Source organism: Streptomyces sp. NPDC085932, from assembly GCF_044540525.1.
In the GTDB taxonomy this organism is placed as follows: Bacteria; Actinomycetota; Actinomycetes; order Streptomycetales; family Streptomycetaceae; genus Streptomyces; species Streptomyces levis.
On record NZ_JBITSJ010000001.1, the window covers coordinates 1,027,138 to 1,041,635 of the forward strand.

General features: G+C 72.4%; 14 protein-coding genes. 12 read left to right on the forward strand and 2 right to left on the reverse strand.

The features are described from left to right. Positions 1–196: 196 nt before the first annotated feature. Positions 197–1,132: a cation diffusion facilitator family transporter gene (locus ACIGAQ_RS04105; protein ID WP_311687148.1), complete on the reverse strand. Its 936-nt coding sequence runs from the start codon at positions 1,130–1,132 to the stop codon at positions 197–199. A 146-nt stretch (positions 1,133–1,278) separates the two neighbouring features. Next, positions 1,279–2,250, reverse strand: coding sequence for a UDP-glucose 4-epimerase GalE (gene galE, locus ACIGAQ_RS04110; RefSeq protein WP_399778983.1), 972 nt, complete (start codon positions 2,248–2,250; stop codon positions 1,279–1,281). 277 nt (positions 2,251–2,527) lie between these two features. Between galE and ACIGAQ_RS04115 the strand changes: the two genes are divergently transcribed. The 12 genes from ACIGAQ_RS04115 to ACIGAQ_RS04170 all read left to right on the forward strand — a co-directional run bounded on the left by ACIGAQ_RS04115 (position 2,528) and on the right by ACIGAQ_RS04170 (position 14,488). Continuing rightward, on the forward strand, positions 2,528–4,342 hold the full coding sequence (locus tag ACIGAQ_RS04115) for a DUF5941 domain-containing protein (RefSeq protein WP_399778985.1): 1,815 nt from the start codon (positions 2,528–2,530) through the stop codon (positions 4,340–4,342). Next, a complete protein-coding gene (locus ACIGAQ_RS04120) occupies positions 4,339–5,091 on the forward strand; it encodes a phosphocholine cytidylyltransferase family protein (protein WP_311687142.1) in 753 nt (250 codons plus the stop codon). The genes ACIGAQ_RS04115 and ACIGAQ_RS04120 overlap by 4 nt, the downstream gene beginning before the upstream one ends. Beyond that, positions 5,079–6,140, forward strand: coding sequence for an iron-containing alcohol dehydrogenase family protein (locus tag ACIGAQ_RS04125; protein WP_311687140.1), 1,062 nt, complete (start codon positions 5,079–5,081; stop codon positions 6,138–6,140). Before ACIGAQ_RS04120 ends, ACIGAQ_RS04125 begins: the two co-directional genes overlap by 13 nt. Next, positions 6,118–6,897 carry a CDP-alcohol phosphatidyltransferase family protein gene (locus tag ACIGAQ_RS04130; RefSeq protein ID WP_311687138.1) on the forward strand — a complete coding sequence of 260 codons (780 nt, stop codon included), beginning with the start codon at positions 6,118–6,120 and terminating at the stop codon, positions 6,895–6,897. Before ACIGAQ_RS04125 ends, ACIGAQ_RS04130 begins: the two co-directional genes overlap by 23 nt. Before the next feature lie 5 nt (positions 6,898–6,902). Continuing rightward, positions 6,903–7,775 (forward strand): glycosyltransferase, encoded by an 873-nt coding sequence (locus ACIGAQ_RS04135; RefSeq protein WP_311687136.1) that lies wholly within the window; start codon positions 6,903–6,905, stop codon positions 7,773–7,775. A gap of 108 nt (positions 7,776–7,883) precedes the next feature. Beyond that, entirely contained in the window at positions 7,884–8,813 is a 930-nt protein-coding gene (locus tag ACIGAQ_RS04140) for an ABC transporter permease (RefSeq protein WP_399778988.1), read from the forward strand. Further along, the gene (locus ACIGAQ_RS04145; RefSeq protein ID WP_362282907.1) at positions 8,806–9,606 is read left to right on the forward strand and encodes an ABC transporter ATP-binding protein; all 801 of its coding nucleotides are present in this window, start codon (positions 8,806–8,808) and stop codon (positions 9,604–9,606) included. The genes ACIGAQ_RS04140 and ACIGAQ_RS04145 overlap by 8 nt, the downstream gene beginning before the upstream one ends. Before the next feature lie 359 nt (positions 9,607–9,965). Beyond that, on the forward strand, positions 9,966–10,868 hold the full coding sequence (hpnC, locus tag ACIGAQ_RS04150) for a squalene synthase HpnC (protein WP_399778990.1): 903 nt from the start codon (positions 9,966–9,968) through the stop codon (positions 10,866–10,868). After that, the gene (hpnD, locus tag ACIGAQ_RS04155; protein ID WP_311687128.1) at positions 10,865–11,815 is read left to right on the forward strand and encodes a presqualene diphosphate synthase HpnD; all 951 of its coding nucleotides are present in this window, start codon (positions 10,865–10,867) and stop codon (positions 11,813–11,815) included. Before hpnC ends, hpnD begins: the two co-directional genes overlap by 4 nt. After that, on the forward strand, positions 11,812–11,943 hold the full coding sequence (locus ACIGAQ_RS04160; RefSeq protein WP_399778992.1) for a DUF6380 family protein: 132 nt from the start codon (positions 11,812–11,814) through the stop codon (positions 11,941–11,943). Before hpnD ends, ACIGAQ_RS04160 begins: the two co-directional genes overlap by 4 nt. Then, a complete protein-coding gene (gene hpnE, locus ACIGAQ_RS04165; protein WP_399778994.1) occupies positions 11,943–13,355 on the forward strand; it encodes a hydroxysqualene dehydroxylase HpnE in 1,413 nt (470 codons plus the stop codon). The genes ACIGAQ_RS04160 and hpnE overlap by 1 nt, the downstream gene beginning before the upstream one ends. Beyond that, positions 13,355–14,488 (forward strand): polyprenyl synthetase family protein, encoded by a 1,134-nt coding sequence (locus ACIGAQ_RS04170; RefSeq protein ID WP_311687124.1) that lies wholly within the window; start codon positions 13,355–13,357, stop codon positions 14,486–14,488. The genes hpnE and ACIGAQ_RS04170 overlap by 1 nt, the downstream gene beginning before the upstream one ends. The last annotated feature ends 10 nt before the right edge of the window (positions 14,489–14,498 follow it).

Genomic DNA, 14,498 nt, shown 5'->3' on the forward strand with positions numbered 1-14,498 from the left:
CATGTCCCGCGCGGCGGCGCGGGGAGCGCGGGTGGCGCCGCTGGGACGCCGGGACAGGGACCCAGGTAAGGGATCGTGCCCGGACCGATGGGCCGAAAATCGTCCCCGCGGACGCGCTGAGAGCCTGGGCGCGGGCGCGCGCCGGAGGGCTGTGCACCCCGGCGCACACCGGTCGCCACGCGCCCCACCCGTCCCCTCAATGACAGAGGTGCGCCTCGTGCTCCGCGTGCCCGCCCGGCTCCAGCTGGAAGGTGCAGTGCTCCACGTCGAAGTGGTCACCGAGGCAGTTCTGCAGCTCGTGCAGCATCTTCTCGTGGCCTATGGCGCTCAGCGCCTCCGAGCTGACGACCACGTGGGCGGAGAGCACCGGCATGCCCGAGGTGATCGTCCACGCGTGCAGGTCGTGGACGTCCTCCACCCCGTCCGTGGCGAGGATGTGCGCCCGCACCTGCGCCATGTCGACGCCCTTCGGAGCCGCCTCCAGCAGCACGTCGAGGGTCTCGCGCAGCAGCTTCAGGGTCCGCGGCACGATCATCAGCGCGATCACGAGCGAGGCGATCGGGTCGGCCGCCTGCCAGCCCGTGAGCATGATCACCACGGCGGAGACGATGACCGTGACCGACCCCAGGGCGTCCGCCGCCACCTCCAGGAACGCGCCCCGCACGTTCAGGCTCTCCTTCTGGCCCCGCATCAGCAGCGCCAGCGACACCAGGTTCGCGACCAGGCCGATCACACCGAACAGCAGCGCCAGCCGGCCCTCGGTCTGCGCGGGGGTGAGGAAGCGCTGCACCGACTCGTACACCACGTACCCGCCGGCCCCGAGCAGCAGCAGGCAGTTGGCCAGGGCGGCCAGGATCTCGGCGCGCGCGTAGCCGAAGGTGGCCCGTTCGCTGGGCGGGCGGTTCGCGAAGTGGATCGCGAGCAGCGCCATGGCCAGGCCCAGTGCGTCCGTCGCCATGTGCGCCGAGTCGGCGACGAGCGCCAGCGAGTCGGCGAGGATCCCACCGACGATCTGGACCGCCACGATGCCGAGCGTGATCCCCAGCGCGACCCGCAGCCGGCCCCGGTACGCCGAGGTCGCCGTACCACCCGGCCCACCGTGCGCGTGCCCGTGATCGTGCCCAGCCCCCATGAAAAGCCACCCTCCCGCGTTCGCCTCATCCTGCCCGGGCACCCCAGTGAACTACGGGGAGGGGGTATGTGCAACGCGGCACTGAACACCGTTGTCATGTGCCCTGACCTGCGCAAACGGTATGCAGGTCAGGGCCGCCCCGAGCGTCAGGCCCCGTGGTGCAGCAGCCAGCCGCGCCAGGCCGACTCGGCCATCTCGCGCACCCCGCGCCGGGCGGTCCAGCCCAGTTCCGCGACCGCCCGCGCGGCGGACGCGACCGCCCGCGGCGCGTCCCCGGGCCGCCGGGGCTCCACGACCGGGGGCCGCCGGTCGCCGCTGACCTCACCGATGACCGTGATCAGCTCGCGCACCGAGACGCCCTCCCCGCGACCGATGTTGACCGTCAGATCGCCCCCGGCCCCGCCCCCGGCGAGCCGCCGGGCCGCCGCCAGATGCGCCTCCGCCAGGTCGGCGACGTGGATGTAGTCACGGACACAGGTGCCGTCCGGGGTCGGATAGTCGTCGCCGAAGATCCGGGGCGCCTCGTCTCGGGTCAGCCGGTCGAAGACCATCGGGACGATGTTGAACACCCCCGTGTCCGCCAGCTCGGGCGCGGCCGCCCCCGCCACGTTGAAATAGCGCAGGCACACGGTGGAGATCCCGTGCGCGCGGCCCGCCGCCCGCACCAGCCACTCCCCGGCGAGCTTGGTCTCGCCGTACGGGTTCACCGGGGCGCAGGGCGTGTCCTCCGTGATGAGGTCCACCCCCGGGTCGCCGTACACCGCCGCCGAGGACGAGAACACAAACCGGTCGATCCCCGCCTCGGCCACCGCGTCCAGCAGCGTCGCCAGGCCGCCCACGTTCTCCCGGTAGTACCGGGTCGGCTGCGCGACGGACTCCGCGACCTGCTTGCGCGCCGCGAGATGCACCACACCCGTCACACCGTGCTCCGCGCACACCCGCTTCAGCAGCGCCCCGTCCAGCGAGGAGCCCCGCACGAGCGGCACGCCGGACGGCAGCCGCGCGGGCACCCCGGCCGAGAGGTCGTCCAGGGCGACGACGCGCTCCCCGGCCTCCGTCATGGCCCTGGCCACGTGGGCCCCGATGTAGCCGGCCCCGCCGGTGATCAGCCAAGTCATGGTCGACCACCCTATGCCGCCCCCGACGCGGGCGGTGCAATGTCCCCGATGTCCGGTACGGCGGGCGCGGTTTGTGGGGCGGCCCCCGGATCCACGATGATGATCGCGGCAAGGGCTCGGGCGAACTGCGTCGATCCATCCGCCGAACGGGTGGTGAACACGCCCTTCCCGGCATCCGATAGCCTCTGCCGACAGCCGCCCCGGGAGCCACCGGCGCAGGCGCCCCATCATGCACAGCACCGGCGCGCACGCGCTCGGGACCAGGGAGTGAATTCGGTTGTCGACCGCCATCCTCACCGGTCAGCCGGTCCCCGGATCGTCGATCGAGGCCGACCTGCGGTCCCTCGGCTTCGACATCCGGGTCGCGGCCGACGCCGCCGAGGCCGAGACCGTCCTCGCCGAGGTGCCCGGCGACGAGCGGGTCGCCCTGGTAGACGCCCGGTTCGTGGGGCACGTGCACGCGCTGCGCCTCGGCCTCACCGACCCGCGCTTCCCGCTCGCCGCGATCCCCGGCGCGGTCACCGCCCGGCCGGCCGGCAGGCAGGCCCTCACCCGTGCCATGGCCCGCGAGAACTCCGCCGGCGGCGGCACCACCCTGGCCGTCAGCCTCGCCGACCGCATCCTCACCGCCCTGGACGCCGACGGCACCGACGTGCACCGCCCCGAGCTGGGCACCCTGGTGGCGGCCGTCCCCGACGACCCGCAGGCCCGCAACGAGGCACGCCAGGCCGTCGCGGACGTCGACGACGAGGCCGTGCGCCTGAAGTCCGCCGTCAAGGCCCGCGACGGCTTCTTCACCACCTTCTGCATCAGCCCGTACTCCCGCTACATCGCCCGCTGGTGCGCCCGCCGGGGCCTCACCCCGAACCAGGTCACCACCGCCTCGCTGCTCACCGCCCTCATAGCGGCGGCCTGCGCGGCCACGGGCACCCGCGGCGGTTTCGTCGCGGCCGGCGTCCTGCTGATCGCGTCCTTCGTGCTGGACTGCACCGACGGGCAGCTCGCCCGCTACTCCCTGCAGTACTCCACGCTCGGCGCCTGGCTCGACGCCACCTTCGACCGGGCCAAGGAGTACGCCTACTACGCCGGCCTCGCCCTCGGCGCGGCACGCGGCGGCGACGACGTCTGGGCCCTGGCCCTGGGCGCCATGGTCCTGCAGACCTGCCGGCACGTCGTGGACTTCTCCTTCAACGAGGCCAACCACGACGCCACCGCCAACACCAGCCCCACCGCCGCCCTCTCCGACAAGCTCGACAGCGTCGGCTGGACGGTCTGGGTCCGGCGCATGATCGTCCTGCCCATCGGCGAGCGCTGGGCGATGATCGCGATCCTCACGGCCGTCGCCACGCCCCGCATCACCTTCTACGCGCTGCTCATCGGCTGCGCCTTCGCCGCGACGTACACCACGGCGGGCCGGGTGCTGCGCTCCCTGACCCGCAAGGCGCGGCGCACCGACCGGGCCGCCCGGGCGCTGGCCGACCTGGCGGACAGCGGGCCCCTCGCCCAGGGCTGCGCCGAGGCGCTCAGGAAGCCCGCCCGCGCCCTGCCGGGCTTCACGGCACCCGCCCTTGCCCTCCTCGGCGGTCTCGCCGTCGTCCTCACGTCCGCGCTGACCGGCTTCGGTGGCCCCTGGCCGGTCGTCGCCGCGCTCGCCTACGTCCTGACCTCGGGGCTGGCCGTCGCCCGCCCGCTCAAGGGCGCCCTCGACTGGCTCGTCCCGCCGTTCCTGCGCGCCGCCGAGTACGGCACCGTCCTCGTCCTGGCGGCGAAAGCGGACGTGAACGGAGCCCTTCCTGCGGCTTTCGGGCTGGTGGCCGCGGTCGCCTACCATCACTACGACACGGTGTACCGCATCCGCGGCGACGCCGGGGCGCCCCCCGCCTGGCTGGTGCGTTCCATCGGGGGGCACGAGGGACGGACGCTGCTCGTCACCGTCCTCGCCGCGCTGCTCACCGCCTCGCAGTTCACGGTCGCGCTCACGGCCCTCGCCGTGGCCGTGGCCCTGGTGGTGCTCGTCGAGAGCATCCGCTTCTGGGTCGCCGCCCACCGGGGCGGCGCACCCGCCGTACACGATGAAGGAGAACCCGCATGATCGGCCTCGTGCTGGCGGCCGGCGCCGGACGGCGTCTGCGCCCCTACACCGACAGCCTTCCCAAGGCGCTGGTGCCGGTGGGTCCTGCGGGCATAGAGGGCGAACCCACGGTTCTCGACCTGACCCTCGCCAACTTCGCCGAGGTCGGCCTCACCGAAGCCGCGATCATCGTCGGCTACCGCAAGGAGGCCGTCTACGCGCGCAAGGAGGCGCTGGAGGCGAAGTACGGCCTCAAGCTCACCCTCATCGACAACGACAAGGCCGAGGAGTGGAACAACGCCTACTCCCTGTGGTGCGGCCGTGACGCCCTCAAGGACGGCGTGATCCTCGCCAACGGCGACACCGTCCACCCGGTCTCCGTCGAGAAGACGCTGCTCGCCGCGCGTGGTGAGGGCCGTCGCATCATCCTCGCCCTGGACACGGTCAAGGACCTGGCCGACGAGGAGATGAAGGTCGTCGTCGACCCCGCCAAGGGCATGACGAAGATCACCAAGCTGATGGACCCCGCCGAGGCGACCGGCGAGTACATCGGCGTCACCCTCATCGAGGGCGACGCGGCCCCCGAACTGGCCGACGCGCTCAAGACCGTGTGGGAGACCGACCCGCAGCAGTTCTACGAGCACGGCTACCAGGAGCTGGTCGACCGCGGCTTCCGGATCGACGTGGCGCCCATCGGCGACGTCGACTGGGTGGAGATCGACAACCACGACGATCTCGCCCGGGGACGGGAGATCGCATGCCAGTACTGACCCGGCTGATCCCCTCGCCGCTCGTCGTGGACATCCGCCCGGGTGCCCTCGACGACCTGGCGTGCGTCCTCGCCGACGAGCGCATCTCCCACTCCGGCCGCCTCGCCGTCGCCGTCAGCGGCGGCTCCGGCGCGAAGCTGCGCGAGCGCATCTCGCCCGGCATGCCCGGCGCCACCTGGTACGAGGTCGGCGGCGGCACCCTCGACGACGCGGTCCGGCTGGCGAGCGACATAAAGGCCGGCCACTACGACGCGGTCGTCGGCCTCGGCGGAGGAAAGATCATCGACTGCGCCAAGTTCGCCGCGGCACGCGTCGGCCTCCCCCTGGTCGCCGTGCCGACGAACCTCGCGCACGACGGCCTGTGCTCGCCGGTCGCCACCCTCGACAACGACGCGGGCCGCGGCTCCTACGGCGTGCCCAACCCGATCGCGGTCGTCATCGACCTGGACGTCATCCGTGAGGCCCCGGTCCGCTTCGTCCGCGCCGGCATCGGCGACGCCGTCTCCAACATCTCGGCGATCGCCGACTGGGAGCTGGCCAACCGCGTCAAGGGCGAGCGGATCGACGGCCTGGCCGCGGCCATGGCCCGCCAGGCCGGCGAGGCCGTGCTGCGGCACCCGGGCGGCATCGGGGACAACGACTTCCTCCAGGTGCTCGCCGAGGCGCTCGTCCTCAGCGGCATCGCCATGTCGGTGTCGGGCGACTCGCGGCCGTCCTCCGGGGCGTGCCACGAGATCAACCACGCCTTCGACCTGCTCTACCCGAAGCGGGCCGCCGCCCACGGCGAGCAGTGCGGTCTCGGCGCGGCCTTCGCGATGTGGCTGCGCGGAGCGCACGAGGAGTCGGCGTACATGGCCGAGGTGCTGCGCCGCCACGGTCTGCCCGTGCTGCCGGACGAGATCGGCTTCACGACGGACGAGTTCGTCAAGGCCGTCGAGTTCGCCCCCGAGACCCGGCCCGGCCGCTACACCATCCTCGAACACCTCGACCTGAACCCCGAACAGATCAAGGACACCTACACCGACTATGTCAAGGCCATCGGTAGCTGAACTACGCCCCGTCGTTCACCCCGCAGGGGTGAAGGACCGGCGCAGCGGTGAGCACTGGATGGGACGCCTCTACATGCGCGAGGTGTCCCTGCGGGTCGACCGCTATCTGGTCAACACCAGGGTCACGCCCAACCAGCTCACGTACCTGATGACCGTCTTCGGTGTGCTCGCGGCCCCGGCACTGCTCGTGCCGGGGATCCCGGGCGCCGTGCTCGGCGTGGTGTGCGTCCAGATGTACCTGCTGCTGGACTGCGTCGACGGCGAGATCGCGCGCTGGAAGAAGCAGTACTCGCTCAACGGCGTCTATCTGGACCGCGTCGGCGCCTACCTCACCGACGCCGCGGTGCTCACCGGCTTCGGCCTGCGCGCCGCCGACCTGTGGGGCACCGGCCGCATCGACTGGCTGTGGGCCTTCCTCGGCACCCTGGCCGCCCTCGGCGCCATCCTGATCAAGGCCGAGACCGACCTCGTCGGCGTCGCCCGCCACCAGGCCGGCAAGCCGCCGGTCCAGGAGGCCGCGGCCGAGATGCGCTCCTCCGGCATGGCACTGGCCCGCAGGGCCGCCGCCTTCCTGAAGTTCCACCGCCTCATCCTCGGCATCGAGGCCTCCCTGCTGATCCTGGTCCTGGCCATCGTCGACCAGGCCCGCGGCGACCTGTTCTTCTCCCGGCTCGGCGTGGCCGTGCTGGCCGGCATCGCCCTGGTGCAGACACTGCTGCACCTCGTCTCCATCCTCGCTTCGAGCAGGCTGAAGTGAGCGGCATGAAGGTCGGCGCGGTCATCATCACCATGGGCAACCGGCCCGACGAGCTGCGCGCCCTCCTCGACTCGGTCGCCAAGCAGGACGGCGACCCGGTCGAGGTGGTCGTCGTCGGCAACGGCTCGCCCGTCCCGGACGTCCCCGAGGGTGTCCGCACCATCGAACTTCCCGAGAACCTCGGCATCCCCGGCGGCCGCAACGTCGGCATCGAGGCCTTCGGCCCGTCCGGCCGGGACGTCGACGTGCTGCTCTTCCTCGACGACGACGGGCTCCTCGCGAGCCACGACACCGCCGAGCTGTGCCGCGAGGCGTTCGAGGCCGACCCGAAGCTCGGCATCATCAGCTTCCGCATAGCCGACCCGGAGACCGGCGTCACCCAGCGCCGCCACGTCCCCCGGCTGCGCGCCGCCGACCCGATGCGCTCCTCCCGGGTCACCACCTTCCTGGGCGGCGCCAACGCCGTCCGCACCCGCGTCTTCGCCGACGTCGGCCCCCTGCCCGACGCGTTCTTCTACGCCCACGAGGAGACCGACCTCGCCTGGCGGGCCCTCGACGCCGGCTGGATGATCGACTACCGGTCCGACATGGTGCTCCATCACCCGACCACCGCCCCCTCGAGGCACGCGGTCTACCACCGCATGGTCGCCCGCAACCGCGTCTGGCTGGCCCGCCGCAACCTCCCCGCGCCCCTGGTCCCCGTCTACCTCGGCGTATGGCTGCTGCTCACCCTCCTGCGCCGCCCTTCCCGCCGCGCGCTGCGGGCCTGGTTCGGCGGATTCCGCGAGGGCTGGGCCACCTCCTGCGGCCCCCGCAGGCCCATGAAGTGGCGTACGGTGTGGCGGCTGACCCGACTGGGCCGGCCCCCCGTCATCTGACAAGCTCGTACCGCGAGAATCCGGGAGTACCGGAGGGGCCGTACCCTGGCCCCCGGCTCATGCCAGGCCCGCACAGGCCGCGCATCTCGAAGACGAAAGTTTCCACTAGTGAGTGAGACAACGCACGACGCCCCGGTCGCGGTGAGCGCGCCCGCGGCGCCCGACGAGGGCCTCTCGGCGAGGGAGCTCGCCGAAAAGCACGGGCTGAGCGTGAGCGGCGCCCGGCCGTCCCTCATCGAGTACGTCCGTCAGCTCTGGGGACGGCGGCACTTCATCCTCGCCTTCTCTCAGGCGAAGCTGACCGCCCAGTACAGCCAGGCCAAGCTCGGCCAGCTGTGGCAGGTGGCCACGCCGCTGCTCAACGCGGCCGTGTACTTCTTCATCTTCGGTCTGCTCCTGGAGGCCGACCGGGGCATGTCCCGTGACGTGTACATCCCCTTCCTGGTCACGGGCGTGTTCGTGTTCACCTTCACGCAGAGCTCGGTGATGGCGGGCGTGCGCGCGATCTCCGGCAACCTCGGCCTGGTCCGCGCCCTGCACTTCCCGCGCGCCTCGCTGCCCGTCTCGTTCGCGCTGCAGCAGCTCCAGCAACTGCTGTTCTCGATGATCGTGCTGTTCGCCGTGGCGATCGGCTTCGGCCACTACCCGGACCTGTCCTGGGCGCTGATCGTGCCGGTGCTCGTCCTGCAGTTCTGCTTCAACACCGGCCTCGCGCTGATCATGGCCCGGGCGGGCGCCAAGACCCCCGACCTCGCGCAGCTGATGCCGTTCGTGATGCGGACCTGGATGTATGCGTCCGGCGTGATGTTCTCCATCCCGATCTTCCTCCAGGACAAGCCGGCCTGGATCGCCAACGTCCTGCAGTGGAACCCGGCCGCGATCTACATGGACCTGATGCGCTTCGCCCTGATCGACGACTACGGCTCGCAGTACCTGCCCGACCACGTCTGGGCGGTCGCGGGCGGCTGGGCCGTGCTGTTCGCCGTCGGCGGCTTCGTGTACTTCTGGAAGGCGGAGGAGAGGTACGGCCGTGGCTGAGCAGCACGCCGAGCGGAACGACGACGCGCGGATCCCCACGGTCATCGCGGACGACCTGCACATCGTCTACCGCGTCAACGGCGCCAAGACGGGCAAGGGCAGTGCCACCGCAGCCCTCAGCCGCATCCTCAAGCGGGGCTCCGACGACACGGCCCGCGGAGTGCGCAAGGTGCACGCCGTGCGCGGGGTCTCCTTCGTGGCCTACCGGGGTGAGGCCATCGGCCTGATCGGCTCCAACGGCTCCGGCAAGTCGACCCTGCTGCGTGCCATCGCGGGCCTGCTGCCCGCCGAGCGGGGCAAGGTCTACACCGACGGCCAGCCCTCGCTGCTCGGCGTCAACGCGGCCCTGATGAACGACCTCACCGGCGAGCGCAACGTCATATTGGGCGGGCTCGCCATGGGCATGTCCCGCGAGGAGATCAAGGAGCGCTACCAGGACATCGTCGACTTCTCCGGGATCAACGAGAAGGGCGACTTCATCACCCTGCCCATGCGCACCTACTCCTCCGGCATGGCGGCCCGGCTCCGGTTCTCCATCGCCGCGGCCAAGGACCACGACGTCCTGATGATCGACGAGGCCCTCGCCACCGGCGACCGCAAGTTCCAGAAGCGTTCCGAGGACCGCATCCGGGAGCTGCGCAAGGAAGCCGGCACGGTCTTCCTGGTCAGCCACAACAACAAGTCCATCCGCGACACCTGCAACCGCGTCCTGTGGCTGGAGCGCGGCGAGCTGCGCATGGACGGCCCGACCGACGAGGTGCTCAAGGAGTACGAGAAGTTCACCGGCAAGTAGCCCGGCTCGGCCAGGGCCCCGGCGGAACTGTTCCGGCGGGGCCCCGCGTCTGCAAAGGAAACGTCAACTCCGGCCCTTTCCAGGAAGCTTGGGGGCGATCGGTGTGTTCTCGTGAGGTGCGGGACACCCTGGCGAACCTCGATGCGTTGTACAACGTAAGCTGGACCGGTCCCGAAACACGGCAATCAGGGCCATAATGCGCGACACCGCTCGTCGGGCAGCCGTGCGGGCGGCCGGGCGGCGTGTCCGAAATAGTGTGTATTGGGTCGGCAGTGTAGAACGGGAGATGTGACGGCGATGGCTACGGAAACTCCCCAGCTCCTCGCAGCACGTGCCGTCCCCGCACCGGGCAGCCGGCGGTGACGGGAACCGGCACGGCGCGCGCCCTCGACCCGGAGCGCGGCACCCTCGACAAGGCCGCGGGCGAGAACTTCCCGGTGGCCCCGTTCTTCCTGCCCCGGGCCTGGCGGACCGACCTCATGGCCGTCTACGGCTTCGCCCGCCTCGTCGACGACATCGGCGACGGCGACCTCGCCCCCGGCGGCGCCGACGCCCGGCTCCTCGGGGTCTCCCCGCAGGAGGCCGGTGACCGGCTCGTCCTGCTCGACGCCTTCGAGGCCGACCTGCGCCGGGTCTTCGACGGCACGCCGCGGCACCCGCTGCTGCGCCGCCTCCAGCCGACCGTGCGCCGGTGCGTCCTGACCCCCGAGCCGTTCCTCGGGCTGATCGCCGCCAACCGCCAGGACCAGCTGGTCGGCCGCTACGAGACCTACGACGACCTGCTCGCCTACTGCGAGCTCTCCGCCAACCCGGTGGGCCGTCTGGTCCTCGCCGTCACCGGCACCTCGACACCCGAGCGGATCCGCCGCTCCGACCTGATCTGCACCGCCCTGCAGATCGTCGAGCACCTCCAGGACGTGGCCGAGGACCTCGGCCGCGACCGCGTGTACCTGCCCGCCGCCGACATGAAGCGTTTTCACGTCGAGGAGGCGGATCTCGCCGCGAAGACCGCCGGAGCGCCGGTCCGTGCGCTGATCGCACACGAAGCGCAAAGAGCCCGGAATCTCCTGAATGAAGGCGCCCCCCTGGTGGGTAGCGTCCACGGCAGGCTGAAGCTGCTGCTCGCGGGATTCGTGGCGGGAGGAAGGGCGGCTCTGCACGCGATCGCCGCCGCCGACTACGACGTACTTCCCGGCCCGCCCAAGCCCGGCAAGGTCCGGTTGCTGCGTGAGGTGGGCGTGACCCTGCGAGGAGAGGGGTGATCCGGACCGTGGAGTCGGAACCACACGCATCCCCACCGGTACTCGCCGCCTACAGCTACTGCGAGGCCGTCACCGGGCGGCAGGCCCGTAATTTCGCCTACGGCATCCGGTTGCTGCCGACGGCTCAGCGCCGGGCGATGTCGGCGCTGTACGCGTTCTCGCGGCGGGTCGACGACATCGGTGACGGCGCGCTCGCCGACGACGTCAAGGTCGCCCGCCTGGAGGAGACCCGGGCGCTGCTGACCCGGATCCGCGAGGGCGGCGTCGACGAGGACGACACGGACCCGGTCGCGGTCGCCCTCACCCACGCGGCCGGGCAGTTCCCGATCCCGCTGGGCGGCCTGGACGAGCTCATCGACGGCGTCCTGATGGACGTCCGCGGCGAGACGTACGAGACCTGGGACGACCTGAAGGTCTACTGCCGCTGTGTGGCGGGCGCCATCGGGCGGCTCTCGCTCGGCGTCTTCGGCACGGAACCGGGGGCGCGCGGCGTCGACCGCGCGCCTGAGTATGCCGACACGCTCGGTCTCGCGCTCCAGCTCACCAACATCCTCCGGGACGTCCGCGAGGACGCCGTGGGCGGGCGGACCTACCTGCCCGCCGACGACCTCGCCAAATTCGGCTGCTCGGCCGGCTTCAGCGAGCCGAGGCCACCCGAGGGCTCCGACTTCGCGGGCCTCGTGCACTTCGAAGTGCGACGGGCCCGCGCTCTTTTCGCCGAGGGCTACCGGCTGCTGCCGATGCTCGACCGGCGCAGCGGCGCCTGCGTCGCCGCCATGGCCGGCATCTACCGCCGCCTCCTCGACCGCATCGAACGCGACCCCGAGGCCGTGCTGCGCGGCCGGGTCTCGCTGCCCGGCCGGGAGAAGGCGTACGTCGCCGTGCGTGGTCTGTCCGGCCTGGACGCCCGGCACGTGACCCGACGGGCCGTCAGGAGGCGCGCGTGACGGACGAAGGAGCCACCCTCGGCGGAAAGCGGTGGGCAACCCTCCGGCCGGGGCCCGCGTCCCTGACGGAGACGGCCCGCGCTGCCCGCTCCGGGCAGCGCGGCCGCCGTGCAGGGGAGGGTGCGTGATGACCCACGGCACACGGTCCCGCGGACCGGCCGCGGACCGGCGGCACACCGTCGTGGTGGGCGGCGGGATCGCCGGAGTGACCACCGCGCTCGCGCTCGCCGACGCCGGCGTGCGCGTCACCCTGCTGGAGGGCCGGCCCCGGCTCGGCGGCCTGGCCTTCTCCTTCCGGCGCGGTGACCTCACCGTCGACAACGGCCAGCACGTGTACCTGCGCTGCTGCACCGCCTACCGCTGGTTCCTCGACCGCGTCGAGGGCGCGGAGCTGGCCCCGCTGCAGGACCGGCTCGACGTCCCCGTCGTGGACCTCGCGCGGCCCGCGGGGCGGCGGCTCGGCCGGCTGCGGCGCGACGCGCTGCCCGTGCCCCTGCACCTGGGCCGCAGCCTCGCCGCCTATCCGCACCTGTCGCTCGCCGACCGGGCCAGGGTGGGCCGGGCAGCGCTCGCGCTCAAGGGACTCGACCTCGCCGACCCGGCGCTGGACACCCAGGACTTCGGCAGCTGGCTGGCCGCGCACGGCCAGTCCGCGCGCGCCGTCGAGGCCCTGTGGGACCTGGTCGGGGTCGCCACCCTCAACGCGGTCGCCTCCGAGGCCTCCCTGGGGCTCGCCGCCATGGTGTTCAAGACCGGTCTGCTGTCCGACCCGGGCGCGGCCGACATCGGCTGGGCGCGCGTCCCCCTGGGCGACCTGCACGACCGGCTGGCCCGCAAGGCACTCGACTCCGCGGGCGCGCGCACCGAGCTCCGCACGCGCGTCACCTCCGTCTCCCGGAACGGGAACGGCAGCTGGAGCGTCGAGGTTCCCGGCGAGACGCTCGACGCCGACGCCGTCGTGCTCGCCGTGCCGCAGCGCGAGGCGCACGACCTGCTGCCCCCGGGCACCCTGGACGCGCCCGAGCGGCTCCTGGAGATCGGCACCGCCCCGATCCTCAACGTCCACGTCGTGTACGACCGCAAGGTCCTCGCCCGTCCCTTCCTCACCGCCCTCGGCACGCCGATCCAGTGGGTGTTCGACCGGACCGAGGCGTCCGGTCTGCGCTCGGGGCAGTACCTGGCCCTGTCCCAGTCCGCGGCCCAGGACGAGATCGACACGCCCGTCGCCGTCCTGCGCGAGCGCTACCTGCCCGAGCTGGAGCGGCTGCTGCCGCTGACCCGGGGCGCCGAGGTGAAGGACTTCTTCGTCACCCGGGAGCGCACCGCGACGTTCGCTCCCGCCCCCGGCGTCGGGCGCCTCAGGCCCGGCGCCCGCACCAAGGCAACCGGCCTCTACCTGGCCGGAGCGTGGACCGCCACCGGGTGGCCCGCGACCATGGAGAGTGCGGTCCGCAGTGGTGTGAGCGCGGCGGACGCCGTGCTGGGCGCCCTGGGCCGGCCCCGCCCCCGTCACCTCTTCGAGTTCGAGGAGGCGGCGTGATGCCCGCCCGGGCCGGCGCGGCGGGCGGCCCCCGCACCCCCGGTACCGCAACAAGAGGAGAGACTGTGCCCACTGTGCCCCCGGCCTCGAGGACTGCCGAGGCGGTGGACGTGACCGCGCTGCTGGAGCGCGGCCGGACCCTGGCCACTCCGGTACTGCGGGCGGCCGTCGACCGCCTGGCCCCTCCCATGGACACGGTTGCCGCCTACCACTTCGGCTGGATCGACGCCCAGGGCAGGCCCGCCGAGGGCGACGGCGGCAAGGCCGTGCGCCCCGCCCTCGCCGTCCTGTCCGCCGAGGTCGTGTCCGCCGCCCCCGAGACCGGCGTCCCCGGCGCCGTCGCCGTGGAGCTCGTCCACAACTTCTCCCTTCTCCACGACGACCTCATGGACGGCGACGAGCAGCGCCGCCACCGCGACACGGTCTGGAAGGTGCACGGCCCCGCCCAGGCCATCCTGGTCGGAGACGCCCTGTTCGCCCTGGCCAACGAGGTGCTGCTGGAACTGGGCACCGTCGAGGCCGGCCGCGCGACCCGCCGCCTGACCACCGCCAGCCGTGCCCTGATCGACGGCCAGGCCCAGGACATCTCCTATGAGCACCGCGACCGCGTCAGCGTCGAGGAGTGCCTGGAGATGGAGGGCAACAAGACCGGCGCCCTGCTCGCCTGCGCCAGCTCCATCGGCGCCGTCCTCGGCGGCGCCGACGACCGCACCGCCGACACGCTGGAGAAGTACGGCTACCACCTGGGCCTCGCCTTCCAGGCCGTCGACGACCTGCTCGGCATCTGGGGCGACCCCGTCTCCACCGGCAAGCAGACCTGGAGCGACCTGCGCCAGCGCAAGAAGTCCCTGCCGGTCGTCGCCGCGCTCGCGGCCGGCGGCCCCGCCTCGGAGCGGCTCGGCGAGATCCTCGCCGCCGACGCCAAGGCCAGCGACTTCGAGACCTTCTCCGAGGAGGAGTTCGCGGCCCGCGCCGCCCTCATCGAGGAGGCCGGCGGCCGTGAGTGGACCGCCGACGAGGCACGCCGTCAGCACACCATCGCCATCGAGGCCCTCGACGCCGTGGACATGCCCGACCGGGTGCGGGACCAGTTCACGGCGCTCGCGGACTTCGTCGTCGTACGGAAGAGATGATCACTATCGG